The sequence below is a fragment of the Azospirillum brasilense genome, assembly GCF_005222205.1.
In the GTDB taxonomy this organism is placed as follows: Bacteria; Pseudomonadota; Alphaproteobacteria; order Azospirillales; family Azospirillaceae; genus Azospirillum; species Azospirillum brasilense_G.
Genome location: NZ_CP032346.1, coordinates 799,962 through 825,717, shown reverse-complemented (window position 1 = coordinate 825,717; position 25,756 = coordinate 799,962). Strand labels below are relative to the sequence as shown.

Below are 25,756 nucleotides of genomic sequence, written 5' to 3'. Positions count from 1 at the left end.
CGTCAGGCATGTCCGGTTCCCATGTAGGCTTCCATGACCTGCGGGTTGCGCGATACGACGTCGTATGCGCCCTCGGCCAGGATCTCGCCGCGGCGGAGCACGGTGATGGTGTCCGACAGGTGGGCGACGACCGACAGGTTGTGCTCCACCATCAGGATGGTGCGGTCGGCCGACACGCGCTTGATCAGCGCGGCGGTGCCTTCAATGTCCTCGTGGCCCATGCCGGCCAGCGGCTCGTCGAGCAGCATCACCTCCGGGTCGAGCGCCAGCGTGGTGGCGATCTCCAGTGCGCGCTTGCGGCCGTAGGGCAGCTCGGCGGCGGTGTGGCCGGCCCAGGGGGTCAGGTTCACCGCCTCGATCAGCTCCTCGGCGCGGGCGTGCAGGTCGTACAGGCTGGCCTCCGGCTTCCAGAAATGGAAGCTGGTGCCGCGCGGCCGCTGCAGCGCGACGCGGACGTTCTCCAGCACGCTGAGGTGCGGGAAGACGGCGGAGATCTGGAAGGAGCGCACCATGCCGAGCAGCGCCACGTCGGCGGGCTTCATGGCGGTGATGTCGCGCCCCTTGTAGAGGATCTGGCCGCGCGTCGGTGTCAGGAACTTGGTCAGCAGGTTGAAGACCGTGCTCTTGCCGGCGCCGTTGGGGCCGATCAGCGCGTGGATGGTGCCGCGGCAAACCTGGAGGTTCACCTCCTTCACCGCGATGAAGCCCTTGAACTCCATCGTCAGGCCACGCGCTTCCAGGATGATGTCGCCGGTGTGCCCGGTCATGTGGCTGCTTGCCGTGTGTCCGGTGGTCATGTCTGTCCTTTCCCGGTGATGAGCCGGCCTCGCGCCGTCTGCGCAAGGGGCGCGACGCCGCCGGGGCCGCGGCGCAGAAGCGCCGCGCCCCGACGGCGTGTTTCGCCTTACATCTTCTTGACGAGCGGGCAGTCGCTTTCCGACAGCGGGCGGAAGGCGCGGTCGGCGGGAACGCTGCGGACCAGCTTGTAATAATCCCACGGCGCCTTGGATTCCGCAGGGGTCTTGACCTGGAACAGATGCATGTCGCGCAGCACCCGGCCGTCCTCGCGCACCGAGCCGTTCTTGGTCATGAAATCGTTCACCGGGGTCGCCTTCATCGTCTTCATGACGTCGGGGGCGGCGTCCGTTCCGGCGGCCTTGATCGCCTTCAGGTAATGGCTGACGGCACCGTAGACGCCGGCCTGATAGAAGGTCGGCATCGCCTTGCGCTTCTCGAAGAAGCGCTTGGAGAAGGCGCGCGTCTCGTCATTCATGTCCCAGTAGAAGGGGGTGGTCAGCATGATGTCCTGGGTTGCCGGCAGGCCCAGCGCGTGGACTTCGCTGATGGCGAGCAGCAGCGCCACGATGTTCTTGCCCGACTGGCCGAGCCCGAACTCCGCCGCCTGCTTGATCGCGTTCTGGGTGTCGGCCCCGGCGGTGGCGAGCGCCACGACCTTCGCCGGCGACGCCTGGGCTTGGAGCAGGAAGGACGAGAAGTCGGCGTTGTTGGCGGGCACCCGGACGCTGCCCAGGACCTTGCCCTTCTGGCTTTCGACGACGGCGCCGGTGTCACGCTCCAGCGCATGGCCGAAGGCGTAGTCGGAGGTCAGGAAGAACCAGCTGCTCAGGCCCGAGGCCACCACCGCCTCGGCCGTCACGTGGGCGAGGGCGTAGGTGTCGTAGGTCCAATGCAGCCCGTTCGGTGTGCAGGCCTTGCCGGTCAGGTCCGAACTGGCCGGGGAGGAGAAGATGGCGACGCGGTTGGCCTCCTTGGTGATCTGCTGCACGGCCAGCGCCACCGCGGAGTTCGGGACGTCGATGATGGCGTCCACCTGATCGACGTCGTACCAGCGCCGCGCCGTCGAAGCGCCGATGTCGGCCTTGTTCTGATGGTCGGCGAAGATCAGCTCGACGGGCGTGCCGTTGACGGCGCCGCCGAAATCCTCCACCGCCATCTGCGCGGCGGCGATCGATCCCTGTCCGGTGCTGTCGGAGAGCTGGCCCGACAGATCGGTCAGGATGCCGATCTTGATCTTGCCGTCGCTGTAGGCGGCGCCCTGGGCGTGGGCCGGTGCGGAATAGGTCTGGGCGAGCAGGCAGGCGGCGATGGCCGCCGTCACGGCGTAGCGCTTCACGATTTCCTCCCAATGAATCTTTGGACCCGAGATTTTCTCATGATGGTCAGCCGGCGTTCCGGGGTTCGGCCATGCTCTGGGCGGCGTGCTGGGCCGCGAGCCGGCCGAACACGGCGCCGCGCAGGACCGAGGTCGAGCCGGTGTAGACCTGGTGGTAGAGGCCGACGGTCTCGCCCGCCGCGTAGAGGCCGGGCATCGGCTGGCCGTTGCCGTCCAGAACGCGGGCGTCCACGTCCACCTTCAGCCCGCCGAAAGTGAAGCAGTTGGCCGAGACGATGGGGAAGGCACGGAACGGCCCCTTGACCAGCGGGCGCGCCCAGTTGGTCTTGGGCGGGGTCAGCCCGGTCGTCGCCAGACCGTCCACCCGCGTCGGGTCGAAACCGGCGGCGTCGGACGGGCAGGCGGCGTTGTAGGCGGCGACCGTCGCCCTGGTGGCGTCCGCCGGCAGGCCGAGCTTCTCGATCAGGGCGTCGAGCGTTGGCGCCTCGATGGCCGGCACGTCGCTGCGGATGCTGGTGCGCCAGCGCGGGATGTCCTCCACCTGATCGTCGAACAGGACGTAGGCGAGCCCGTCCGGCTGGTCGGCGACGACGCGCGTGATGTGGTCGTAGGTGGCGTCGGCGGTGCCCGGCGCCTCGTCGAGGAAGCGCTCGCCCCGCTTGTTGACCAGCACGCCGTAGGGCCAGATGAAGATCACCGCCTCGGGCTGGCGGGAGCGCGGATCGACCGGCTCGGCGTGGTAGGAGCCGAAATCGCCGGCCGGCGCCGCCCCGGCGTCGAGCGCCATGCGGATGCCCTCGCCGCGGTTGTAGTAGCCGCCGCGCGCCACCGGCCGCACATGCTTGGCGCGCGCCCCCATGTAGCGGGTCATCATCTCGGTGTTGCCCTGATAGCCGCCCGAGGCCAGGACCGTCGAGCGACCGCGGATGGCGACGCGCAGGCCGTCCGGCCCGGTGGCGTGGACGCCGCCGATGCGGCCCTGCCCGTCGCGCAGCAGGTCGAGCGCGGTGGTGCGGTAGAGAACGCGGGCGCCGAGCGCCTTCGCCTCGGCCATCAGCCGCTCGATCAGGGCGAGGCCGCCGCCCTGGGCGGCGATGCGCTGGGTGTTCTGGGTCAGCAGATAGATCGGCTGCGGCTCGAAGCGCAGGCCGAACTCCTTCAGCCAGCCGATGGTCGGCGGCACCCGCTCGGCGAAGCGGGCGATCACTTCCGGATCGGGGAAGGGGTGCGCCTTCACGTAATCGGGCCAATACTCGTAGGGCTCGGCGGCGGCGGCCAGCACGTTGGGGTCGATGTTCAGCCCGGCGTTGGCGGCGAAATGCTCCTCGAAATCGTCGGCGACCTCGGAATCGTTCTTCATCCGCATGTAGGCTTCGGTCCAGCGCGAGTTGCCGCCGAAATCCTCCTCCGGCGCCCGCTCCAGCAGGGTGACCGAGAGGCCGGCCTGCAGCGCCGTCACCGCCGCCGAAAGCCCGGCGATGCCGCAGCCGACGATCACCAGATCGCTGATTTCGTTGTCGCTGGCGGTGTTGTTGTCGGTGTTGTTGCCGGCCGGGCTCATCCTGGTTTCCTCCGTCATTTCATTTGTCTCCTGACCTGTCCCGCTTCATCCGGCGAGGCGTTTCTGATTCTTGCCCGGTGCACGGTCGGTGGTGCCGTTGGTGGTGCCGTTGGTGGTGCCATCGGCCACGATGACCCCGGCCTCAACCAGCCGCTCGACCGCCGCCGGGTCGTAGCCGGCTTCGGCCAGCACGGCGCGCGTGTCCTGGCCCACGCGCGGCGGATCGCGGCGGATCGCCAGATCCGCGTCCGCCACATGGATCGGCAGCCGCGGCAGCGCGGTCCGCACTCCGTTGGGCAAAGTGGTCGGCATCAGCCCGCCGGTCGCCCGCAGATGCGGGTCGTCGAACAGATCCTCCGGCCGGGCGATCGGGGCGAAGGGAATGCGGGCGCGCTCGCACACCGACACCGCCTCCTCCATCGACAGGCCGCCGAACAGCGCCGTCAGCAGCGGCAGCAGACGCGGCCGGGCGGCGATGCGGTCGTTGTTGGTGCGGAACTGCGGATCGTCGCGCAGGTCCGGCCGGTCGATGGTGGCGCAGAAGCGCTCCCAATGGCTGTCAGTGGTGATGCCGACGAAGATCGGCCGCCCGTCGGCGGTGTGGAAGGTCTCGTAGACCGCCCAGGCCGACACGCGCTCCGGCATGGGCGGGATCGGCGCGTCCGACTGGGCGGCGTAGCAGAGATGCTGCCCCATCAGGAACACCGTGGTCTCGAAAAGCGCGGATTCGACCGTTTGTCCCCGGCCGGTCCGCTCGCGCTCGCGCAGCGCCACCAGGATGGCGATGACCGCGAACATGCCGCCGGTGATGTCGACCACCGACGTGCCGGCGCGCAGCGGCCGGCCGCTCGGCCCGGTCATGTAGGCGAGCCCGGTCATCATCTGCACCACCTCGTCGAGCGCGAGGCGCCCGGCGTAGGGGCCATCGAGGAAGCCCTTCAGGCTGGCGTAGATCAGGCGCGGATTGACGCCGGCCAGCGTCTCGGCGCCCAGCCCCAGCCGGTCCATCGTGCCGGGGGCGAAATTCTCCACCAGCACGTCGGTCTCGGCGACGAGGCGGCGGGCGATCTCGCGGCCCTCCGGCGACTTCAGGTCGACGGCGACCGAGCGCTTGTTGCGGTTGAAATAGCCGAAATAGCCGGTGCCGAAGCCCTTCAGATGGCGGGTGGGCTCGCCGTTGGGCACCGGCTCGATCTTCACCACGTCGGCGCCGAGGTCGGCGAGGATCATGGCGCAGGACGGCCCCATCACCGTGTGGCCGAAGTCGAGCACCTTGACGCCGGCCAGGGGCAGCGGGGTGTCGGCGGACGGGCCGGTCATGCGCCGCCTCCCGGCACCGGGCGCGGCGCGGCGCCGTTGTAGCGGTAGGGGATGGACGGCGGCATCGGGCCCTTGATCCGGCCGCCCTGCTGCGACTGTTCCCAGGCGTGCGCCAGGATGCCGACCGAGCGGGACAGCACGAACAGCCCGCGGCCGAGCCCCGGCGGAAAGCCGAGGTCGGCGAACACCACGGCGGTGGCGCCGTCGATGTTCATCGGCACGCGCTTGCCCTTGCGCGCGGCCAGCGCGTCCTCGACGGCGCGGCCGATGGCGGCCGCCTGTCCGGTCACCGCCCCCTCGCCCGCAGCCTCCTCCACCAGGGCCAGCAGGCGGCCGGCGCGGGGATCGACGGGGTGGAAGCGGTGGCCGAAGCCGGGGATGTGCTCGCGCCGCTCCAGCCGGGCGGCGATCTCGGCGTCCGCCGCCGCGGCCAGGGTGGCACCCTCCGCCATGCGGGCGGCGATGGCCGCGTACAGCTCCATGCATTGCTGGCCGGCGCCGCCATGGACGTCGCCCAGCGCGTTGATGCCGGAGGCCATGGCGTTGTTCAGCCCGACGCCGCAGGTGGCGGCCATGCGGGCCGTGGCGATGGACGGCGCCTGAGGCCCGTGGTCCACCGCCGCGACCAGCGCGGCGCCCAGCAGACGGCCCTGCGCCGGCGTCGGCAGGTCGCCGCGCAGCATCAGCCAGACCATGTCGGGAAAGCCGATCGTGCCGATCAGCTCCTCGATGGCGTAGCCGCGCACCCGGATCGAACCTGGATGGATGTCGATGATCGACGTCCGCCACCAGCCGGCGGCGGTATCGATGGTCGCTTCGGACATGGGAATGCTCCCGGGGCAAGGCCCCTGCAGGCCCGGCCTCAGCCGAGCACGAAGGGGTTGGCGCGGTTGGGCTTGGTGGTGATCCAGACGCTCTTGGTCTGGAGATACTCCTTGATCGCCTCCACGCCGCCCTCGCGGCCGAGGCCGGAGCGCTTGTAGCCGCCGAAGGGCGTGGTGAAGCTGGTGGAGCGGTAGTTGTTCACCCACACCGTCCCGGCGCGCAGCCGGTCCACACAATGCATCGCGCGGTGCAGGTCGCGCGTCCACACGCCCGCCGCCAGACCGAACTCGACGTCGTTGGCGATGCGCAGCGCGTCCTCCTCGTCCTCGAAGGGGATGACGCAGAGGACCGGGCCGAACACCTCCTCCTGGGCGATGCGCATGTCGTTGCGGACGCCGGTGAAGATGGTCGGCGCCACGAACTGCCCCTGGCCGTACTCCGGTCCCGACAGGGCGTGACCGCCGAGCGCACAGACCGCGCCCTCCGCCTTGGCCATCTCGATCATCCGCAGGATCTTCTCCCACTGCGCGCGGGTGGCGATGGGGCCGATCTGCGTCTCCATCTTCGACGGATCGCCGATGCGCGCCTCGCCCGCCGCCGCGACCAGCTTCTCCACGAAGGCGTCGTGGATGGTCCGCTGCACCAGCAGGCGCGAGCCGGCCATGCAGGTCTGGCCCGACGCGCCGAACACGCCGGAGATGGCACCCTTCACCGCCTGGTCGAGGTCGGCGTCGTCGAAGACGATGTTCGGCGACTTGCCGCCCAGTTCCAGCGTCACCTTCTTCAGGCCCGGCGCCGCCGCCTCGTTGACGCGCTGGCCGCCGATGTCGCCGCCGGTGAAGGCGACCTTGGCGGTCAGGCGGTGGCGGACCAGCGGCTCGCCGACCTCGCCGCCGAAGCCGGTGACGACGTTGACGACGCCGCGCGGGAAGCCCGCCTCGTGGGCCAGCTTCGCCAGTTCCAGGATGGAGGCGGAGGTGTATTCCGACGGCTTGATGACGATGGTGTTCCCGGCGGCCAGCGCCGGCGCCATCTTCCAGGTGGTCAGCGCCAGCGGCGAGTTCCACGGCGTGATGGCGACGACGACGCCGAGCGGCTCGTACTTCACGTAGTTGAAGACGTCGGCCTTGTTGATCGGCACGACGGCGCCCTGAACCTTGTCGGCGAGGCCGGCGTAGTAGTGGAACCACTGGGCGACGTTGCGCACCTGCCCGCTGACCTCGGCCATCAGCTTGCCGTTGTCGCGCTGCTCGATGGCGCCCAGCCGGTCGACGTTGCGCTCGATCAGCTCGGCCAGCCGGCGCAGCAGGGCGCCGCGCTGGGTCGCCGTCAGACCGGCCCATTCCGGCGCCAGGAAGGCGCGGTGCGCCGCTTCGATCGCGCGATCGGCATCGCCCTGCGTCCCGCGCGGAATCTCCGCCCACGCCCGCCCCGAATAGGGCTCCGTCGATTCGAACCACTCGTTGGACACCGGATCGCACCAGTCCCCATCGATGAACAGCCTGTAGCGTTCCACCCTTCGCCTCGCAAAAGTTCTGTTAGATAGAACTACGTTTCATCTAAGAGAACATAGGCGTACCAAATGCGTCAACCACGAACCGTTCGCCCACCCACATTTTTCAGCGGCGGCCATCCTTGACGTCCGAGGGTTGTGTCGGGGAAAAATGCACGCTAAGGCCTGCCGACGGCCGAGGTTGCCAAAGCAAGGCTGCCGATGCCGGGCCGCCAATAAAGGATGCGCTATGACCGACGAAAAGCCCAAGACGACCACGGCCTCCGCCGGCGGGGTGGAGGCGGTCGACCGGGCGCTGAGCATCGTCGGCTGCTTCCAGGCAGGCGACCACGCGCTCAGCCTGAAGGAGATCGCGGCGCGGACCGGGCTCTACAAAAGCACCATCCTGCGGCTGACCGTGTCCCTGGAGAAGGCCGGCTATCTCGTCCGCCACCAGGACAAGTCCTACCGGCTCGGCCCGGAACTGATGCGGCTGGGCGGGCTCTACCAGCGCTCCCTGCGCCTGGAGGACCATGTCCGGCCGGTGCTGCGCCAGCTGATGCGCGAGAGCGGGGAAAGCGCGTCCTTCTTCCGGCGCGAAGGGGCGTGGCGGATCTGCGCGTTCCGTGAGGATTCGACGCAGGCGATCCGCGACCACGTCCATGAGGGCGACCGCCTGCCCCTGGATCGCGGCGCCGCCGGCCATGTGCTCCTCCGCTTCTCCGGGACGGTGTCGGCGGAGGACTTCGCCGCCCTGCCTCTGCTGTCCTTCGGCGAGCGGGAGTCCGAGACCGGGGCCGCCGCCGTTCCGGTCTTCTCCCAGCGGGAGGGGCTGGTCGGCGCCCTGACCCTGTCGGGGCCGCTGACCCGCTTCACCGAGGAGCGCGTGGCGGTGATGGTGCCCCTGTTGCTGGCGGCCGGCCATCGGCTGTCGGAGACCCTGGGCGGGCATTACCCGAGCTGAGGCTTCGCCTTGCGGACGGAGCCGGGGGGCGCCGCTCTACCATGGTGGCTTGCCAGCGCCGCCGCCTTGCAGTAGAAAGCGATCCTGGTCGGCAGTTCACCAAGGCGTCGCCGCCCCGTTCCGGGGAGCTAAACCTGCCACGACACCCACTCGACCGACACCTCATCGCGTGCCGCGTCGGAAGCTGGCGACCACCGACATCCCTTCGCGGATTGGCGCGTTGTGAGGATGATTTCATGTCCAGAACGCCGCTGCCCTACAGCGCGGGCGATATTTCCGCGCTTGCGCGCTCGCTGCGCGCGCAACTCGCCAACCGGACCGAGCCGCCCGGCCATGTCGAATGGCTCAACATGCTGGCCAAGGCGGTCGGCTGCCGGAACTTTCAGCATTTCCGGGGCCAGGCCCAGGTCCAGACCCAGGCCCAGACGGTGGAGCAAATCACGGCGCAGGACCCTCCCGGCGTGGTGGTGGACGCGCCGCCACCGGTCGATGCGGTCCGGGTCCTGAAGGTGGCCCGTTGCTTCGATGCCGCCGGCGCGCTGCTGCGCTGGCCGCCGAAGCGGAGCGAGCGCGATCTGTGCCTGTGGGTCCTGTGGTCGCGGATCGACGCCGGCCGGGCGATGAGCGAGGGCGAGGTGAACGACGTGCTGCGCGGCGCCAACCGGTTCGGCGACCATGTCCTGCTGCGTCGGGAGCTGTGCGACTTCGGCCTGCTCGACCGGACGCGCGACGGGCGTGTCTACCGGCGCGTCGAGCGCCGGCCGCCGCCGGAGGCGCTCGCCATGATCCGCCGCCTGAAGGCGGCGCCCGTCGCCGGACGGGCGCCGTCCTGAAGCGCCGCGTCCCCGGCGGGGCGGCGGTGGTCTAAAGCGAACGTCCGTTCGCTTTAGATTCACATCGCCTCACTCGCCGGCGGGCTTCGGCCGCACGCGCGGCCGGGACCGCCGTCGCGGTCCAAAGCGGATTGCAATCCGCTTTAGCAGGGTGCGGAAAAACGAACATATTCCGGCCTTTTTCCTCCGCTGAGGCTGAGAATGCGGGTTTCAGCGGGCGATTTGGTCGGGACGGAGCGTTTTTCCTCGCTCCGAGGCTCCCAGAACCGCCGTTCAGGCGGATTGCGGGCGTGATTATGCCGCAGCCAGCAGCTTGGGCAGGCGGATCAGGTTGTAAGCGGTGGCGGTTAGGGTGAACATCCAACCGACACGGGCTGCTCCGCAATGGCGCGTCTTGCGCAAGCCGGCTCCCTTGATCCAGCCAAAGACCTCTTCGATCCGCTTGCGGACCCGCAGGCTGACGGCGTAGCCGGGATGGCGGGTGGTCCGGCCGTCGATCGCCGAGCGGCGGTTGCTGGTATTTCGGGCAACATGCGGAGCCACGCCCAAGTCGCGCATGTCCGCCACGAAATCCTTGGTGTCGTAGGCCTTGTCAGCGCCGACCGTGATGCGGTGGCGGCCGGGGATGGCCTCGATCATGGCCACCGCCGCCGCACGTTCGGCCAGGCCGCTGGCCGCGGTGAGCCGCACGTCCACCACCAGGGCGTGGCGGTTCTCCATCAGCGCGTGGCCCATGAAGGCCAGCTTCGCCGGCTGGCCGTTGCCCTTGCGGTAGAGCCGCGCCTCGGGATCGCTGGTCGAGGCATGCGTCTCGTTGGACCGCTTCTCGCCATGGAAGTCGCGCTCGCCGTTGCGCCCCGGCCCCGGCGGCTCGCCGCTGCCGTCTTTGGGCCGGAAGCTCTTCACCGACGCCCAGGCTTCGATCAGCGTGCCGTCCACCGAGAAATGCTCGTCCGACAGCAGCGCCTTGACCTTCGGCTGACCCAGCACGGTCGCCAGGAACTTGGCCGCCACATCGCCGGCCAGAAGACGCTCGCGGTTCTTGGTGAACACGGTGACGTCCCACACCGGGGCGTCCATGGACAGGCCGACGAACCAGCGGAACAGCAGGTTGTAATCGAGCTGCTCCATCAACTGGCGTTCCGAGCGCACCGAGTAGAAGGCCTGGAGCAGCAGCGCCCGCAGCAGCTTCTCCGGCGGGATCGAGGGGCGCCCGATCTTGGAGTACAGCCCCTCGAACGCCGGCGACATCACCTCCAGCGCCTCGTCCACGATGGCCCGGATCGCTCGCAGCGGGTGGTTGGCTGGAACCCGCGCCTCGCAGCTCACGTAGCTGAACAGACCCTCGCTGCGTTCGTCCGAACCCCGCATCGTCCCCTCGTCGGTCGCGTTCTTCTCAACCGAAAAGAATCACGACCAACCGCCCGTGCACAGCCCTTTTTCCGCACCCTGTTAGTCGCCCAGCGCGAAGGCCACCGCGGCGTCGGCGTGGAGCGCCGTCGTGTTGAACATGGGGACATCCGGCCGGTCGGCCTGATCGACCAGCAGGAAGATCTCCGTGCAGCCGAGGATCACCCCCTGCGCCCCGTCGGCGGCCATCCGGTCGATGATCTCCAGGTATTGGGCCTTGGACTCCGGGCGCAGGTCGCGCCGCACCAGCTCGTCGAAGATGATGCGGTCGACCGTCGCCTTGTCGGCGTCGGACGGCACCATGATCTCGACGCCGAAGCGGTCCTCATAGCGGCGGCGCAGGTCCTCGGAGAGCATCGTCGGCATGGTGCCGAGCAGCGCCACCCGGGACAGGCCGGCGGCCCGCATCGCCGCGCCGGTCGGGTCGGCGATGTGGATGAAGGGGGTGGCGCGCCCGGCCATGATCGGCTCCACAACGCGGTGCAAGGTGTTGGATACGCACAGGATCACGTCGGCCCCGGCACGTTCCAGCGCGTCCACCTTTCCGGTCAGGTAGCTCTGCGCGGCGTCCCATTCGTTCCGGCGGACGAAATGCTCGATGTTGCCGAAATTGACGCTGACGATGACGATCTCGCCGTTGTCCCAGCCGCCGAGCCGGGCGTTCAGCCCGTCGTTCAGCAAGCGGTAGTACTCGGCGGTGGCCTGGTTGCTCATGCCGCCGAGGACGCCGATGGTCTTCTGGGGCAGGGGCCGGGCGGTGGGCGTCGTCATGTCGTGATCCTATCGGTTGGGCCGCGGATGATAGAGCGGCTGCAGCGGATCGCCAACCGTTCAGGCCTTCTCCACGGTCCGCCCCTCCTGGGTGAACAGGTAGGGGACGAAGCTGCGGTGGTGCTCGTCCACCGACAGCTGGCTGCCGATGGGCGGGAAGGCGCGCTGCTGGCAGTCGGTGCGCTCGCAGATTCGGCAGTTCACGCCGATGGGCACGGCGGCGGCCTCGTTGGAGGTGTCGATGCCGGCGGCGTAGACGATCTCGTTGGCGTGGGTCGCCTCGCAGCCGAGCCCGACGGCGAACTGGCGCGACGGCTTCAGATAGGCGCCGCCGCGCTTGGTCACGGTGCGGGCGATGCCGATGTAGGTGGTGCGGTCGGGCATGGTGGCGAACTGCACCAGGATCTTGCCGGGCTGGGCGAAGGCCTCGTGCACGTTCCACAGCGGGCAGGCGCCGCCGAAGCGCGCGAAGTGGAAGCGCGTCGCGGAATGGCGCTTGGTGATGTTGCCGGCCATGTCGACCCGCACGAAGTAGAAGGGCAGGCCGCGCGCCCCCGGCCGCTGCAGGGTGGACAGCCGGTGGCAGACCTGCTCGAAGCTGGCGCCGAAGCGGCTCTGCAACTGCTCCACGTCGTGGCGCAGCGCGCGGGCCTGGGCGGCGAAGGCGCGGTAGGGCAGGACCAGCGCCCCCGCGAAGTAGTTCGCAAGCCCGACCCGGCAGATCGACTGCGCGTCCTCGCTTGAGAACTTCGCCTGGGCGACCAGATCCTCGATCACGTCGCCGAAGCCGAGCAGGGCGATCTGGTGGGCCATGTGGAAGGCGCGGCTGGGGCCGTTCAGCAGGGCGGACAGGCGCAGCGTGCCGGTGCTGCCGTCGTAGCTGCGCATGGCCGTCTCGCCATCGTCAGCGACGATCTTCACCCGCACGTCATGCCGCCGCTTCAAATAGGCGGCCAGCTCGTTCAGCAGGGCGCCGGAATGGATCTTCTCCGTGTCCCACAGCTTTTCCGCCGCCTCGTCCAGCGGGCCGATGTAGTTGTTGCAGTAGTGGAAATAGTCGCGGACCTCCTCGTAGGGGAACTGCGGTCCGGCGAAGGCGTCGCTCGGCTCCTGGTTCGACAGGCTGTCGGCCAGCGACTGCACCCGCTCGTGAAGCTTCTGGTAGGCCTGATGCAGGCTCAGGACGCGGCGGGCCAGTTCCGGGCTTGAGCCGACGGCGCTGCGCAGTTCGGCGTTGGTCAGCGGCGCCCCGGCGAACAGCGGGTCGGCCAGGGCCTCGCGCAGGTCGGCGACGAGACGGCTGTCCTCGTCCTCGACGAAGTTGGACAGGTCCACCTCGAACACGGCGGAGATCTTCAGCAGCACCGGCAGGGTCAGCGGGCGCTGGTTGTTCTCGATCTGGTTCAGGTAGCTCGGCGACAGGTCCAGCGTCTTGGCCAGCGCCGCCTGGGTCAGCCCGCGCTGTTCGCGCAGGCGGCGGAGCTTGTAGCCGAGGAAGAGCTTCTGCATGGACCCGCCTATCACCCGAAGATTATGCCGAAGTGCATATTTGCAATCTTGGCAAACCGCGCGCTGCGTTTGCAAAGATGTTCGCAACTTCGCACATTTTTCCCGCCCGGCCAATTGCCCTGTTGCAAATCTTGTGAATAATCCAGGCGTTCCGGTGAGGGGACCGCTGCCACAAGGTTCGCAAGGTTCTCCGCCGCTCGCCAAAGTGGGAAACGCCTGATGCAAGAAATTCTGGCCAAGTTGGACGCCATGCGCTCCGGTGCGCGGCTGGGCGGCGGCGAAAAGCGCGTCGCCGGGCAGCACGCCAAGGGCAAGCTGACCGCGCGGGAGCGCATCGAACTCTTCCTCGACGAAGGCTCGTTCGAGGAGTTCGACATGTTCGTGCAGCACCGCTGCAACGACTTCGGCATGGAAGGCCAGAAGGTTCCCGGCGACGGCGTGGTCACCGGTCACGGCACGGTCAACGGTCGTCTCGTCTTCGTGTTCAGCCAGGACTTCACCGTCTTCGGCGGCTCGCTGTCGGAAGCCCACGCCGAGAAGATCTGCAAGATCATGGATCAGGCGATGAAGGTCGGCGCGCCGGTCATCGGCCTGAACGATTCCGGCGGCGCCCGCATCCAGGAGGGCGTGGCCTCGCTCGGCGGCTACGCCGAGGTGTTCCAGCGCAACGTCAACGCCTCGGGCGTCATCCCACAGATCTCCCTGATCATGGGGCCGTGCGCCGGCGGTGCGGTCTATTCGCCGGCCATGACCGACTTCATCTTCATGGTGAAGGACAGCTCCTACATGTTCGTGACCGGCCCGGACGTGGTGAAGACGGTCACGCACGAGGTGGTGACGGCGGAGGAGCTGGGCGGGGCGATCACCCATTCCAGCAAGTCCGGCGTCGCCGACATGGCCTTCGAGAACGACGTGGAGGCGCTGCTCCAGCTCCGCCGCTTCATCGACTTCCTGCCGGCCTCCAACCGCGAGCGGGCGCCGGAGCGTCCCTGCACCGACCCGATCGACCGCGACGACCTGTCGCTCGACACGCTTGTGCCGGAGAACCCGAACAAGCCCTACGACATGAAGGAGCTGATCCTCAAGACGGTCGACGAGGGCGACTTCTTCGAGCTTCAGCCGGACTATGCCAAGAACATCATCATCGGCTTCGGCCGCATGAACGGCAGCACGGTCGGCATCGTCGCCAACCAGCCGATGGTTCTGGCCGGCTGCCTGGACATCGACAGCTCCAAGAAGGCCGCGCGCTTCGTGCGCTTCTGCGACGCCTTCGAGATCCCGATCCTGACCCTGGTGGACGTCCCCGGCTTCATGCCCGGCACCTCGCAGGAGTACGGCGGCATCATCAAGCACGGCGCCAAGCTGCTGTTCGCCTACGCCGAGGCCACCGTGCCGAAGATCACCGTCATCACGCGCAAGGCCTACGGCGGCGCCTATGACGTGATGGCATCCAAGCATCTGCGCGGCGACATCAACTACGCCTGGCCGTCGGCGGAGATCGCGGTGATGGGGCCGAAGGGTGCCGTGGAGATCATCTTCCGCGGCGACATCGGCGACACCGCCAAGATCGAGGCGCGCACCGAGGAGTACCGGCAGAAGTTCGCCAACCCGTTCGTGGCGGCGTCGCGCGGCTACATCGACGACGTCATCATGCCGCACGGCACCCGCCGGCGCGTCATCAAGGCGCTGTCCATGCTGAAGAACAAGCAGCTCCAGAACCCCTGGCGCAAGCACGACAACATCCCGCTCTGAAGGCGCGCCGCCCCATGACGACCCTGTTCTCAAAGATCCTGATCGCGAACCGCGGCGAGATCGCCTGCCGCGTCATCCGCACGGCGCGCCGCCTGGGCATCAAGACGGTCGCCGTCTATTCGGACGCCGACAGGAACGCCCTGCACGTCGAGATGGCCGACGAGGCCGTCCACATCGGCGCCGCCCCCTCGGCGCAGAGCTACCTGCTGATCGACCGCATCGTCGACGCCTGCAAGAAGACCGGCGCCCAGGCCGTGCATCCCGGCTACGGCTTCCTGTCGGAGAAGCGCGAGTTCCAGGAGGCGCTGGCCGCCGCCGGGATCGCCTTCATCGGCCCGGACGCCCACGCCATCCAGGCCATGGGCGACAAGATCGAGTCCAAGAAGCTGGCCAAAGCCGCGGGCGTCAGCACGGTGCCCGGCTATCTGGGGGTCATCGCCGACGACAGCGAGGCGGTGACCATCGCCCGCGACATTGGCTACCCGGTGATGATCAAGGCGTCGGCCGGCGGCGGCGGCAAGGGCATGCGCGTGGCCTGGAACGACGAGGAGGCCCGCGAAGGCTTCCGCTCGGCCCAGAACGAGGCGCGCTCCTCCTTCGCCGACGATCGCGTCTTCGTCGAGAAGTACATCCAGCAGCCGCGCCACATCGAGATCCAGGTGCTGGCGGACGGGCAGGGCACGGCGCTCTATCTGGGCGAGCGCGAATGCTCGATCCAGCGCCGCCACCAGAAGGTCATCGAGGAGGCGCCGTCGCCCTTCCTCGACGCCGCGACCCGCAAGGCGATGGGCGAGCAGGCCGTGGCGCTGGCCCGCGCCGTGGACTACAAGTCCGCCGGCACGGTGGAGTTCATCGTCGACGCCGAGCGCAACTTCTACTTCCTGGAGATGAATACCCGCCTCCAGGTGGAGCATCCGGTCACCGAGCTGGTCACCGGCCTCGACCTCGTCGAGCTGATGATCCGCGTCGCGGCGGGCGAGAAGCTGACGCTTCGCCAGGAAGACATCCACCTGCACGGCTGGGCGATCGAGTCCCGCGTCTACGCCGAGGACCCGTTCCGCAACTTCCTGCCCTCCACCGGCCGGCTGACCCATTACCGTCCGCCGTCGGAGGACCCGCATGTCCGCGTGGACACCGGCGTCTACGAGGGCGGCGAGATCTCCATGTTCTACGACCCCATGATCGCCAAGCTGTGCAGCTGGGGGTCGACGCGCGACGCCGCCATCGCCCGCATGCGCGAGGCGCTGGACCAGTATTACATCCGCGGCGTCAGCCACAACATCCCGTTCCTCGCCTCGCTGATGGCCAACCCGCGCTTCGTCGAAGGCCGGCTGACCACCAATTTCATCGCCGAGGAATACCCGAACGGCTTCCACGCCTCCGACCTGCCGCCGGACGATCCGGCGGTGCTGATCGCCGTCGCCGCGGTGATCCACCGCTGCCTGAACGACCGCGACATCCAGATCAGCGGCAAGATGCCGGGCAACAAGGTCCGGGTGCGCGACGACTGGGTCGTCGTGATGGACGGCACGCAGCACCCGGTCCATGTCCGCCCGACGGACGGCAGCCCGCAACGCATTGGCTACACCGTCGATTTCGAGGGCAGGCACCATGTGGTGTGGAGCGACTGGACGCTCGGCCAGCCGCTGTTCCGCGGCACGGTGAACGGCGCGCATGTCTGCGTCCAGGTGGACCGCGTCGGCGTCGGCTACCGCCTGTCCCACTCCGGCAGCCAGGCGCTGGTCAAGGTGCTGACGCCGAACGCGGCGCGGCTCGACGCGCTGATGCCGGTGAAGGCGCCGCCGGACATGTCGAAGTTCCTGCTGTCGCCGATGCCCGGCCTGCTCGTCTCGGTCGCCGTGACCGAGGGGCAGGAGGTCAAGGCCGGCGAGGTGCTGGCCGTGGTCGAGGCGATGAAGATGGAAAACATCCTGCGCGCGGCGCAGGATGGCACGGTGTCCAAGGTGCACGCGACGCCGGGCTCCAGCCTGGCGGTCGATCAGAAGATCCTGGAGTTCGCGTGAGCCAAGCGGGCTCCGACATATAGGGAAAGGTAAGGACGATGGCTTTCGCAAACACGCTTTCGCAGCGTGCCGCTTCGCTTCTCGAGACGGTCGCCCCGCGGGGCGGCCTGCTCACCGCCGCCACCGCGGCGGTTCTGGGCAGCCTGCTCCTGGCCGCCTCGGCCAAGGTCCAGGTGCCCTTCTGGCCGGTGCCGATGACGATGCAGAGCATGGTCGTCATCCTGCTCGGCATGGCCTACGGCAGCCGCCTCGCCACGGCGACGGTCCTGCTGTACCTGCTGGAAGGCCTCGCCGGCCTGCCGGTCTTCGCCGGTCCGGGCGCCGGCCCGGCCTACATGGCCGGCCCGACCGCCGGCTACCTGCTGGGCTTCGTCCTGGCCGCCGGCGTCACCGGCTGGCTGGCCGAGCGCGGCTGGGATCGCAGCCCGCTCAAGGCCGTCGGCGCCCTGGCGATCGGCCATGCCCTGCTGTTCGTTCCGGGCGTGGCCTGGATGGCCGTCCTGTTCGGCGGCGAGAAGGCCGTCGCTCTGGGCCTGACGCCGTTCCTGGCCGCCACGGTCCTGAAGACCGCTCTGGGTGCCGCGATCATGCAGGCCGCCTGGAAGGTCGTCGCCCGCCGGTCGCAGGGCTGAGGGTTAGGGCGGGGGCGCGCACTTGCCCCCTCCCTGACCCTCCCCCGCTTCGCAGGGGAGGGGACTGTTCTCCCTCCCCTGCGTCAGCGGGGGAGGGTCGGGGTGGGGGCAAGCGACCCACCCATTCATTGATCGTTTCAAATCATTCGAACCAAGAAGCCGTGTCGAGGAGACGTCCGATGAGCGAGTTCCCGAAGAAGACCCAGGCCGACTGGCAGACCCTGGCCACCAAGGACCTCGGCGCCAACGGGACGCTCGACGACCTCGTCTGGAAGACTCCGGAGGGGCTGGACGTCAAGGCCCTCTACACCGCCGACGACCTGGAAGGGCTGGAGCTGGACAGCCTGCCCGGCTTCCCGCCCTTCACCCGCGGCCCGCGCGCCACGATGTACGCGGTGAAGCCCTGGACCATCCGCCAGTACGCCGGCTTCTCGACCGCCGAGGAGTCCAACGCCTTCTACAAGGCGAACCTCAAGGCCGGGCAGATGGGCCTGTCGGTCGCCTTCGACCTCGCCACCCACCGCGGCTACGACAGCGACCACCCGCGCGTGGTCGGCGACGTGGGCAAGGCCGGCGTCGCCATCGACAGCGTCGAGGACATGAAGATCCTGTTCGACGGCATCCCGCTCGACAAGATGTCGGTGTCGATGACCATGAACGGCGCGGTGCTGCCGATCCTCGCCGGCTACATCGTCGCCGCGGAGGAGCAGGGCGTCAGCCAGGACAAGCTGAGCGGGACCATCCAGAACGACATCCTCAAGGAGTTCATGGTCCGCAACACCTACATTTACCCGCCCGAACCCTCGATGCGGATCATCGCGGACATCATCGAGTACACGGCGCTGAACATGCCGAAGTTCAACTCGATCTCGATTTCCGGCTACCACATGCAGGAGGCCGGGGCGACCGCGGTGCAGGAGCTGGCCTTCACCATCGCCGACGGTCTCGAATACGTCCGCGCCGCCATGTCCAAGGGGCTGCCGGTCGACAAGTTCGCGCCGCGCCTGTCCTTCTTCTTCTCCATCGGCATGAACTTCTTCATGGAGATCGCCAAGCTGCGCGCCGCGCGCCTGCTGTGGTCGACCCTGATGAAGCAGAAGTTCGACCCGAAGGACGCCCGCTCGCTGGCCCTGCGCACCCACTGCCAGACCTCCGGCGTCAGCCTGACCGAGCAGGACCCCTACAACAACGTCATCCGCACCACCATCGAGGCGATGGCCGCGGTGCTGGGCGGCACCCAGTCGCTGCACACCAACGCCTTCGACGAGGCGCTGGGCCTGCCGACAAAATTTTCCGCCCGCATCGCCCGCAACACCCAGCTCATCATCGCCGAGGAGTCGGGCGTCACCAACGTGGTCGATCCGCTGGGCGGCTCCTACTACATCGAAAACCTGACCCACAGCCTCGCCAAGGCCGCGCTCGACCTCATCAACAAGGTCGAGGACCTGGGCGGCATGACCAAGGCGGTGGACAGCGGGATGCCCAAGCTGCTGATCGAGGAGGCCGCCGCCCGCCGGCAGGCCCGCGTCGACCGCGGCGAGGAGGTGATCGTCGGCGTCAACAAGTACCGCCCGGAAAACCCCGAGATGGTCGACGTGCTGGACATCGACAACACGGCGGTCCGCGAATCCCAGATCGCCCGCCTCAATCAGGTCCGCGCCGGCCGCGACGACGCCAAGTGCCGCGCCGCCCTGGAGGCCCTGACCAAAGCCGCTGCGGAGAAGTCCGGCAACCTGCTCGCCCTGTCGGTCGAGGCCACCCGCGCCCGCGCCACGGTCGGCGAGATTTCCGACGCGCTGGAGAAGGCCTTCACCCGCCATGTGGCGGTCATCCGCTCGGTTTCCGGCGTCTACGGCGCCGCCTATGAGGGCGACGAGGGCTTCAAGAGGATTCAGGAGGAGGTGTCCGCCTTCGCCGCCGAGGAGGGCCGCCGCCCGCGCATCCTTGTCGTGAAGATGGGCCAGGACGGCCACGACCGCGGCGCCAAGGTGATCGCCACCAGCTTCGCCGACATCGGCTTCGACGTGGACATCGGGCCGCTGTTCCAGACCCCGGAGGAGGCCGCCCGTCAGGCGGTGGAGAACGACGTGCACGTCATCGGTGTGTCGTCCCAGGCCGCCGGCCACAAGACGCTCGTCCCGCAACTGGTCGAGGAACTGCGCCGCCAAGGCGCCGGGGACATCCTGGTCGTCTGCGGCGGCGTGATCCCGCCCCAGGACTATGACTACCTCTACAAGGCGGGCGCCGCGGCCATCTACGGCCCTGGCACCAACATCCCGAAGGCCGCCTCCGACATCCTGGACATCCTGCGCAAGCAGAAGGCCGCGGCGTAAGCGAAGCGGAGAAGCCGGCCTCGCTCTCTCCCAGCGGGGACTGGACGCCTTGAGAAAACATGCGCATAGTGTTTGCGCATGTTTTTTCGTGGGGAGTGTCCATGGCGCGCGGATCAGTCCAGAGGAAGCCCACCAACGTCTCGGCCCGGCCCGATCTGATCGCCGAAGCGAAGAGCTTGGGTATCAACCTGTCGCAAGTCTTCGAAGCCGCCGTTGAGCAGTCGGTGAAGGACGCGAAGCGGGAGCGCTGGATCGAAGAAAACCGTTCGGCCTTTGATGCCTACGATTCCTATGTGGAAAAGCACGGCGTGTTCAGCACCGGGAAGCGGATGTTCTGATGCGTTTCCTAGATGTCTGCCGGAATCCAGATGCGGTCGGCCGACCGGACCATCCAGTTCCGTTTCTTCTCGTCGTTCAGGGGAATCATGTGGCGGTGCGTTCCACGCGCGTCGTCATCCCTCTCGTTCGTGCGTCGGAAGCGGGAACACCCATTCGTGATGTGATGCCGGTGTTCGATATTCAGGGCGAGCAACTGGTTGCCATGACGTCGCAGATCGCGGGCATTCCGGTGACCGACATCGGCGACGTGGTGATGAACATGTCCAGTCGGCATCACGATGTCCGGCGAGCCATTGACGTGCTGACCGGCGATTTGTAAGCGGTTGAACGTTACACCCCATGTCCATCACCGCCGAAACCGACCTCTACGCCCCCGTCAAGGCCTTCCTCGAAGCCCAGGGCTACGATGTGAAGGCCGAGATCCACGGCTGCGACCTCGTCGCGGTGCGCGGGGCCGAGCCGCCGCTGATCGTCGAGTTGAAGAAGCGCTTCACTCTGGACCTGCTGCTACAGGGGGTGGACCGGCTCGCCCTGACCGACACCGTCTATCTCGCCGTGCCGCAGCCGGGGCGCAAGGCCAGCGGCGCGTCGCCCCACGACAGCGGCGTGCGCAAGCTGTGCCGGCGGCTGGGCGTCGGGCTGCTGATCGTCGACACCGGCCGGGCCGCGGGGCATGAGGTGGAGGTTCTGCTCGACCCCGTTCCCTACAGCCCGCGCAAGGACAAGACGCGCACCGCCCGCCTGTTGGGAGAGCACGCGCGGCGCCGGGGCGATCCCAACCGCGGCGGCTCCACCCGCGTGCCCATCGTCACCGCCTACCGCCAGGACGCGCTGCGCTGCGCCCGGCTGCTGGCCGCCGGGCCTCTGTCCCTGAAGGCGCTGCGCGCCGCCGGGGCGCCGAAGGACGCTGCGGCCATCCTCCAGCGCAACGTCTACGGCTGGTTCGAGCGCATCGCCAAAGGCACCTACGGGCTGAGCGAGGCCGGCGTGCAGGGGGTGGAGACCTTCGCCCACGCCCTGGCCGCGGAATGACGGCCACTCACTCCACGAAATCCTCGCGGCTGAGGCCGTAGCGCTTCAGCTTGTCGTAGAAGGTCTTGCGGGGAATGTTCAGCGCCTCGATGGCGGCCTTCACGCTGCCTTTGCAGCGGGCCAGCTCGCTTTCGATCAGGCTCTTCTCGAACAGGTCCACCTGCTCCGCCAGCGACAGGCCGCTGCGGCCCGCCGCCATCGCCGGAGCGGTGCCGCCCACCGCGGACAGCGCGTCATCCAGCCCGAGGACGAAGCGGTCGGCGGCGTTGCGCAGTTCGCGGACGTTGCCCGGCCAGTCATGGGCCGCCAGCCGCTGCACCTGCGCCGGGCTGGGAGCCCGGGGCTCGCGGTTGTAGCGGGCGGCGGCCTGGACGACGAAATGCTGGAACAGCAGGGGGATGTCGTCGCGGCGGTCGCGCAGCGGCGGGATGGTCACCACGACGACGTTGAGCCGGTAATAGAGGTCCTCGCGGAACTTGCCCTCGCTGGCCGCCTTGCGCAGGTCCACCTTGGTCGCGGCGACGACGCGCAGGTCCACGGGGATCAGCTCGTTCGAGCCGAGCGGCTCCACCACCCGCTCCTGGATCACGCGCAGCAACTTGACCTGGAGCGACAGCGGCATGCTCTCGATCTCGTCGAGGAAGAGGGTCCCGCCGCTGGCGTGTTCGATGCGCCCGACGCGGCGCTTGCCGGCCCCGGTGAAGGCCCCGGCCTCGTGCCCGAACAGCTCGCTCTCGAAAATCGCTTCGGGCATCGCGCCGCAGTTCAGGGCGACGAAGGGGTGCTTGCGCCGGCCGCTGCCGGCGTGGAGGGCGCGGGCGACCATCTCCTTGCCGGTGCCGGTCTCGCCCAGCACCAGCACGTCGGCGTCGGTGTCGGCCACCGCGGCGATGGCGCTGCGCAGCCGCTCGATCCCCGGCGTCCGCCCGACGATGGGCGAGGCCTCCCCGGCGGGCAGCCCAGCCAGCTGGTCGCGCAGGCGCCGGTTCTCCAGCACCAGGCGGCGCTTCTCCACCGCGCGCCGAGTCACCTCGACCAGCCGGTCGGAGGGGAAGGGCTTTTCCAGGAAGTCGTAGGCGCCGCGCCGCATCGCCTCCACCGCCATCGGCACGTCGCCGTGGCCGGTGATCAGGATGACCGGCAGTTCGGGGTCCAGCGCCAGCGCGCGCTCCATCAGCTCCAGCCCGTCGATCTGCGGCATGCGCACGTCGGTGACCAGGGCGCCCGGCCAGTCGCGGCCGAGATGGCGCAGCGCGCGCTCCGCCCCGTCGCAGGCGGTTACGTCGAAGCCCGCCAGTTCCAGCGCCTGCTGCCCGGCGAGGCGGACGGACCGCTCGTCATCCACGAAGAGGACGGAGCCGCCCGGGGCGATGCTGCCGGTCGTCATGTCTGGATATCCCTGCGCTTGAGGCGGATGGTGAAGAGGGCGCCGCCCTCCGGGTGGTTGGCGGCGGTCAGGCTGCCGCCGAAATCCTCGACGATGCCGTGGCTGATCGACAGGCCGAGGCCGAGCCCGTCGCCCGCCTCCTTGGTCGTGAAGAAGGGCACGAAGATGCGCGGCAGGTCGGCCTCCGCGATGCCGGGGCCGCTGTCGCGGACGGTCAGCACCGCCTCCTCCCCCTCCTCGGCCAGGGCGATCCGGACATGGCGGTGGGGGGAGGCGCGCATGGCGTCGGCGGCGTTGCCGATCAGGTTGACCAGCACCTGCTGCAACCGCACGTCCTCGCCGGTGACCAGCAGGGGGCCGGCGGGCAGATCGGTGTCCACCGTCACGGAATCGCGGCGCAGACGGGCCTCCAGCAAGGCCAACGCCTGTCCGACGGCGGCGGCGGCGGACACCGCGCCCAGCGTGCCCGAGGCGCGCCGCGCGAAGCCCTTCAGGCTGCGGGTGATGGCGGCCATGCGGTCGGTCAGGTCGGCGATCTCCGCCAGATTGTCGCGCACCGAGTCCGGCCGCCCGCGCTCCAGCAGCACCACCGCGTTGTCGGCGAAGCTGCGGATGGCGGCGAGCGGCTGGTTGATCTCGTGGGCCATGGCCGCCGACATCTGGCCCAGCGCCGCCAGCTTCGCCGCCTGGGTGAGCTCGTTCTCGGTGGCGCGCAGCTCCGCCGTGGCGGCGGCCACGCGGCGCTCCAGCTCGGCCCGCGCCTCCTCCTGCAGGGCCAGCCGCTCCACGAGGTTCAGGCGGCGCTGGGCCAGCGCGTGGCCGGTCAGGGCGGCCAGCGCCACCACCGCGGCGGCGAGCAGCCCGGCCTGCTGGGCGCGGGTGGCGACCGGGGCGAGGCTGGTCAGGGCGTGGATCGTCCAGTCGCCGCCGGGCACCGCGGCGGATTGCAGGAGGTAGCGCCGCTCCGCGTTGCCCTCCCGCAGCGTGATGCGGTCGGACGCCCCGCCGAAGGCCCAGGGCAGGGTGGGGATCTCCTCGGTCGCTGGGACCGCCGCCGCGGGCAGCGTGACCGGCAGGCGGCGGGGCAGGGCGTTGTAGCGCCAGCCCTCCACGTTGGTGATGAAGACGACGCCGTCGCGGTCTGAGACCAGAACCTTTTCCTGGCCGTGCGACCAGGCGCGTTCCAGCTCCTGGAAACCGACCTTCAGGACCACGACGCCGGCCCCCCGGTCGCCTGCCCGCCCGTCTGTGCGGTTTTCCGCCACCACCCGCTGCGCCGTGTAGTAGCCGGGGACGAGCGAGGTGGTGCCGAGCGCGAAATGATGCCCTTCCCCCCGCTCCATGGCCGACTGGAAATAGGGGCGGTAGCTGAAATTCTGCCCGACGAAGCTGGGAGCGGCGTTCCAGTTGCTGGCCGCGACGGTGGTGCCCGCCGCGTTCATCACATAGAGGGCCGACGCCTTCAGCGTCGCCGCGATGGCCTCCAGCTTGCGGTTCAGGTGGTCCACCCGCTCCGGGCTGGGGTCGCGCAGCAGGTCGGCGACCTCCTGGTCGTGGGCGAGCACCATCGGTACGGCGGCGTGGCGCTCCAACTCCGTGCGCAGGTTGGATTCGTAGAGTGACAGCTGCGCCGAGCCCTGTTCGCGCAGGGACTCGCCGGCGTTGTCGGCCGCCAGACCCGCCGCCACCGCCGCGGCCAGCGGCATGCCGACGACCAGCACGGCCAGCATCACCCGCCGCGGACGGGCGAACAGGCCGGACGCCCGCCGGGCGACCCAGTCGCGGCTTTGCGAAAATGTCCAGCGGGTGGGGGCGATCCTAACCAACGGTCCTCAATTCATGTTGCGCCGCAACAAGAGGTCTCGATGTGCGGATTTTCGCACATGGATTCCGCCCCTGTCGTGCGGATTCTGACCCACGCGCTTCGTCAGAGCGCTGCGATTGCTCGTTTTTATTCTTGGCACACGGCTTGCTTAATGAGGGCCATGACGGGCAGGCCGCCGACCGCGAGACAAGAGCGGCAGCCCATTTCAGGAACGCCACGAGGAGACGATCATGCAGGCCCAAGGGCAGCCCCAGAAAAAGCCATTCTACACGAACCTGACCGTCCAGGTTCTGACCGCGATCACCATCGGCATTCTGCTTGGCCATTTCTATCCGGCTCTTGCGGTGCAGATGAAGCCCCTGGGCGACGTCTTCATCAAGATGATCAAGATGGTCATCGGCCCGATCGTCTTTCTGACCGTGGTCACCGGCATCTCCTCGATCGGCGACATGAAGAAGGTCGGCAAGGTCGGCGGCAAGGCGATCCTGTACTTCGAGATCGTCACCACCTTCGCCCTGGGGCTCGGCCTGCTGGTCGTCAACCTCGTGAAGCCGGGCTCGGGGATGAACATCCAGGCCGGTTCGCTGAAGGCCGACGCCGTCGCCAAATACGCGACCGAGGCGCAGAACCACACCACCATCGACTTCCTGGTCAACATCGTCCCGGACAACGTCGTGGGCGCCTTCGTCAAGGGCGACATGCTGCAGATCCTGTTCTTCGCGGTGATCTTCGGCGTCGCGCTGTCCGCCATGGGCCAGAAGGGCAAGGTCGTCGAGGACCTGTTCGAGAAGGTGTCGCACGCCCTGTTCGGCGTGATCGGCATCCTGATGCGCGTCGCCCCGCTGGGCGCCTTCGGCGCGATGTCCTTCACCATCGGCAAGTACGGCGTGTCGTCGCTGACCTCGCTCGGCCAGCTCATGGCGGCGGTCTACATCACGATGGCGCTGTTCGTCTTCGTCGTGCTGGGCAGCATCGCCCGCCTGTACAACTTCAGCCTCCTGACCTTCCTGCGCTACATCAAGGACGAGCTGCTGATCGTGCTCGGCACCTCCTCGTCGGAGTCCGTGCTGCCGCGCATGATGGAGAAGATGCAGAAGTTCGGCTGCTCCAAGCACGTCGTCGGCCTCGTCATCCCCACCGGCTACTCGTTCAACCTCGACGGCACCTCGATCTACCTGTCGATGGCCGCGATCTTCATCGCCCAGGCCTTCAACATCGACCTGACGATCTGGCAGCAGCTCACCATCCTCGGCCTGCTGATGCTGACCTCGAAGGGTGCGGCGGCGGTCACCGGCGGCGGCTTCGTGACGCTGGCGGCCACGCTCTCGGCCACCGGCCACCTGCCGATCGAAGGTCTGGCGCTGCTGCTGGGTGTGGACCGCTTCATGTCGGAAGCCCGCGCCATCACCAACCTGATCGGCAACGGCGTCGCCACCATCGTGGTTGCCAAGATGGAAGGCGAGTTCGACGAGAGCAAGGCGGTCGCCGAGTACCAGGAGCACTTCAAGGAGCCGGCCCTGGCCCGCATCTGACGCGGGTCCGGCCTCCGGTCCGGCCCCCGTTCCAGGGGGTGAAAAGGAAGGGGCGGTCCGCCGCGGGCTGCCCCTTTCCCA

General features: G+C 68.7%; 21 protein-coding genes. 10 read left to right on the top strand and 11 right to left on the bottom strand.

The features are described 5' to 3' along the window. Positions 1–2: 2 nt before the first annotated feature. From D3869_RS17770 to D3869_RS17745, 6 genes are all read right to left on the bottom strand, one after another. Positions 3–797, bottom strand: a complete 795-nt coding sequence (locus D3869_RS17770; protein ID WP_247895913.1) for an ABC transporter ATP-binding protein — start codon at positions 795–797, stop codon at positions 3–5. A 107-nt stretch (positions 798–904) separates the two neighbouring features. Then, positions 905–2,134, bottom strand: coding sequence for an ABC transporter substrate-binding protein (locus D3869_RS17765; RefSeq protein WP_432613422.1), 1,230 nt, complete (start codon positions 2,132–2,134; stop codon positions 905–907). A gap of 46 nt (positions 2,135–2,180) precedes the next feature. Next, entirely contained in the window at positions 2,181–3,713 is a 1,533-nt protein-coding gene (locus D3869_RS17760; protein WP_432613421.1) for an FAD-dependent oxidoreductase, read from the bottom strand. A gap of 27 nt (positions 3,714–3,740) precedes the next feature. After that, entirely contained in the window at positions 3,741–5,015 is a 1,275-nt protein-coding gene (locus tag D3869_RS17755) for a CaiB/BaiF CoA transferase family protein (RefSeq protein WP_137141247.1), read from the bottom strand. After that, complete coding sequence (locus D3869_RS17750) at positions 5,012–5,839, bottom strand: citryl-CoA lyase (RefSeq protein ID WP_137141246.1); 828 nt, start codon at positions 5,837–5,839, stop codon at positions 5,012–5,014. Before D3869_RS17750 ends, D3869_RS17755 begins: the two co-directional genes overlap by 4 nt. Positions 5,840–5,877: 38 nt before the next feature. Further along, the gene (locus tag D3869_RS17745; RefSeq protein ID WP_137118637.1) at positions 5,878–7,356 is read right to left on the bottom strand and encodes an aldehyde dehydrogenase; all 1,479 of its coding nucleotides are present in this window, start codon (positions 7,354–7,356) and stop codon (positions 5,878–5,880) included. Positions 7,357–7,582: 226 nt separating this feature from the next. Between D3869_RS17745 and D3869_RS17740 the strand changes: the two genes are divergently transcribed. Continuing rightward, positions 7,583–8,296 (top strand): IclR family transcriptional regulator, encoded by a 714-nt coding sequence (locus D3869_RS17740; protein ID WP_137141245.1) that lies wholly within the window; start codon positions 7,583–7,585, stop codon positions 8,294–8,296. Between the two features lie 236 nt (positions 8,297–8,532). After that, positions 8,533–9,129: a DUF2087 domain-containing protein gene (locus tag D3869_RS17735; RefSeq protein WP_137141244.1), complete on the top strand. Its 597-nt coding sequence runs from the start codon at positions 8,533–8,535 to the stop codon at positions 9,127–9,129. A gap of 294 nt (positions 9,130–9,423) precedes the next feature. On the opposite strand, the gene D3869_RS17730 is transcribed toward D3869_RS17735, so the two are convergent. The 3 genes from D3869_RS17730 to D3869_RS17720 all read right to left on the bottom strand — a co-directional run bounded on the left by D3869_RS17730 (position 9,424) and on the right by D3869_RS17720 (position 12,819). Continuing rightward, the gene (locus D3869_RS17730) at positions 9,424–10,500 is read right to left on the bottom strand and encodes an IS5 family transposase (protein WP_137141134.1); all 1,077 of its coding nucleotides are present in this window, start codon (positions 10,498–10,500) and stop codon (positions 9,424–9,426) included. Between the two features lie 81 nt (positions 10,501–10,581). Beyond that, entirely contained in the window at positions 10,582–11,310 is a 729-nt protein-coding gene (locus D3869_RS17725; protein ID WP_137141243.1) for an aspartate/glutamate racemase family protein, read from the bottom strand. A gap of 60 nt (positions 11,311–11,370) precedes the next feature. Beyond that, positions 11,371–12,819, bottom strand: a complete 1,449-nt coding sequence (locus D3869_RS17720) for a helix-turn-helix domain-containing protein (protein ID WP_137116513.1) — start codon at positions 12,817–12,819, stop codon at positions 11,371–11,373. A gap of 219 nt (positions 12,820–13,038) precedes the next feature. Between D3869_RS17720 and D3869_RS17715 the strand changes: the two genes are divergently transcribed. The 7 genes from D3869_RS17715 (at position 13,039) to D3869_RS17685 (ending at position 20,931) form a co-directional block, all read left to right on the top strand. Continuing rightward, positions 13,039–14,571, top strand: a complete 1,533-nt coding sequence (locus D3869_RS17715; RefSeq protein WP_137141242.1) for an acyl-CoA carboxylase subunit beta — start codon at positions 13,039–13,041, stop codon at positions 14,569–14,571. 23 nt (positions 14,572–14,594) lie between these two features. Then, positions 14,595–16,595, top strand: a complete 2,001-nt coding sequence (locus D3869_RS17710; RefSeq protein WP_137141992.1) for an acetyl-CoA carboxylase biotin carboxylase subunit — start codon at positions 14,595–14,597, stop codon at positions 16,593–16,595. Between the two features lie 38 nt (positions 16,596–16,633). Then, a complete protein-coding gene (locus D3869_RS17705) occupies positions 16,634–17,227 on the top strand; it encodes a biotin transporter BioY (RefSeq protein ID WP_137141241.1) in 594 nt (197 codons plus the stop codon). A 179-nt stretch (positions 17,228–17,406) separates the two neighbouring features. Next, positions 17,407–19,560 (top strand): methylmalonyl-CoA mutase, encoded by a 2,154-nt coding sequence (scpA, locus tag D3869_RS17700; protein WP_137141240.1) that lies wholly within the window; start codon positions 17,407–17,409, stop codon positions 19,558–19,560. Between the two features lie 101 nt (positions 19,561–19,661). Beyond that, entirely contained in the window at positions 19,662–19,898 is a 237-nt protein-coding gene (locus D3869_RS17695; RefSeq protein WP_172428560.1) for a type II toxin-antitoxin system CcdA family antitoxin, read from the top strand. Continuing rightward, on the top strand, positions 19,898–20,218 hold the full coding sequence (locus tag D3869_RS17690) for a CcdB family protein (protein WP_137141238.1): 321 nt from the start codon (positions 19,898–19,900) through the stop codon (positions 20,216–20,218). The genes D3869_RS17695 and D3869_RS17690 overlap by 1 nt, the downstream gene beginning before the upstream one ends. A gap of 20 nt (positions 20,219–20,238) precedes the next feature. Next, positions 20,239–20,931, top strand: a complete 693-nt coding sequence (locus D3869_RS17685) for a DUF2161 domain-containing phosphodiesterase (RefSeq protein ID WP_137141237.1) — start codon at positions 20,239–20,241, stop codon at positions 20,929–20,931. Positions 20,932–20,938: 7 nt separating this feature from the next. On the opposite strand, the gene D3869_RS17680 is transcribed toward D3869_RS17685, so the two are convergent. Both D3869_RS17680 and D3869_RS17675 read right to left on the bottom strand, forming a co-directional pair. Continuing rightward, positions 20,939–22,318: a sigma-54-dependent transcriptional regulator gene (locus tag D3869_RS17680; RefSeq protein ID WP_137141236.1), complete on the bottom strand. Its 1,380-nt coding sequence runs from the start codon at positions 22,316–22,318 to the stop codon at positions 20,939–20,941. Then, positions 22,315–24,144: a sensor histidine kinase gene (locus D3869_RS17675; protein ID WP_247895912.1), complete on the bottom strand. Its 1,830-nt coding sequence runs from the start codon at positions 24,142–24,144 to the stop codon at positions 22,315–22,317. Before D3869_RS17675 ends, D3869_RS17680 begins: the two co-directional genes overlap by 4 nt. A gap of 229 nt (positions 24,145–24,373) precedes the next feature. Here D3869_RS17675 and D3869_RS17670 point away from each other — a divergent pair, with 229 nt between their 5' ends. Continuing rightward, positions 24,374–25,675, top strand: a complete 1,302-nt coding sequence (locus D3869_RS17670) for a dicarboxylate/amino acid:cation symporter (protein WP_137141235.1) — start codon at positions 24,374–24,376, stop codon at positions 25,673–25,675. The last annotated feature ends 81 nt before the right edge of the window (positions 25,676–25,756 follow it).

What these genes read in the sequence shown, in the direction of transcription:
- D3869_RS17750 (WP_137141246.1), bottom strand. Translation starts at nt 5,839, where the DNA reads ATGTCCGAAGCGACCATCGATACCGCCGCCGGCTGGTGGCGGACGTCG.
- D3869_RS17680 (WP_137141236.1), bottom strand. Translation starts at nt 22,318, where the DNA reads ATGACGACCGGCAGCATCGCCCCGGGCGGCTCCGTCCTCTTCGTGGAT.
- D3869_RS17720 (WP_137116513.1), bottom strand. Translation starts at nt 12,819, where the DNA reads ATGCAGAAGCTCTTCCTCGGCTACAAGCTCCGCCGCCTGCGCGAACAG.
- D3869_RS17690 (WP_137141238.1), top strand. Translation starts at nt 19,898, where the DNA reads ATGCGTTTCCTAGATGTCTGCCGGAATCCAGATGCGGTCGGCCGACCG.
- D3869_RS17755 (WP_137141247.1), bottom strand. Translation starts at nt 5,015, where the DNA reads ATGACCGGCCCGTCCGCCGACACCCCGCTGCCCCTGGCCGGCGTCAAG.
- D3869_RS17740 (WP_137141245.1), top strand. Translation starts at nt 7,583, where the DNA reads ATGACCGACGAAAAGCCCAAGACGACCACGGCCTCCGCCGGCGGGGTG.
- D3869_RS17670 (WP_137141235.1), top strand. Translation starts at nt 24,374, where the DNA reads ATGCAGGCCCAAGGGCAGCCCCAGAAAAAGCCATTCTACACGAACCTG.
- D3869_RS17730 (WP_137141134.1), bottom strand. Translation starts at nt 10,500, where the DNA reads ATGCGGGGTTCGGACGAACGCAGCGAGGGTCTGTTCAGCTACGTGAGC.
- D3869_RS17685 (WP_137141237.1), top strand. Translation starts at nt 20,239, where the DNA reads ATGTCCATCACCGCCGAAACCGACCTCTACGCCCCCGTCAAGGCCTTC.
- D3869_RS17725 (WP_137141243.1), bottom strand. Translation starts at nt 11,310, where the DNA reads ATGACGACGCCCACCGCCCGGCCCCTGCCCCAGAAGACCATCGGCGTC.
- D3869_RS17770 (WP_247895913.1), bottom strand. Translation starts at nt 797, where the DNA reads ATGACCACCGGACACACGGCAAGCAGCCACATGACCGGGCACACCGGC.
- D3869_RS17695 (WP_172428560.1), top strand. Translation starts at nt 19,662, where the DNA reads ATGGCGCGCGGATCAGTCCAGAGGAAGCCCACCAACGTCTCGGCCCGG.
- scpA (WP_137141240.1), top strand. Translation starts at nt 17,407, where the DNA reads ATGAGCGAGTTCCCGAAGAAGACCCAGGCCGACTGGCAGACCCTGGCC.
- D3869_RS17760 (WP_432613421.1), bottom strand. Translation starts at nt 3,713, where the DNA reads ATGACGGAGGAAACCAGGATGAGCCCGGCCGGCAACAACACCGACAAC.
- D3869_RS17715 (WP_137141242.1), top strand. Translation starts at nt 13,039, where the DNA reads ATGCAAGAAATTCTGGCCAAGTTGGACGCCATGCGCTCCGGTGCGCGG.
- D3869_RS17705 (WP_137141241.1), top strand. Translation starts at nt 16,634, where the DNA reads ATGGCTTTCGCAAACACGCTTTCGCAGCGTGCCGCTTCGCTTCTCGAG.
- D3869_RS17735 (WP_137141244.1), top strand. Translation starts at nt 8,533, where the DNA reads ATGTCCAGAACGCCGCTGCCCTACAGCGCGGGCGATATTTCCGCGCTT.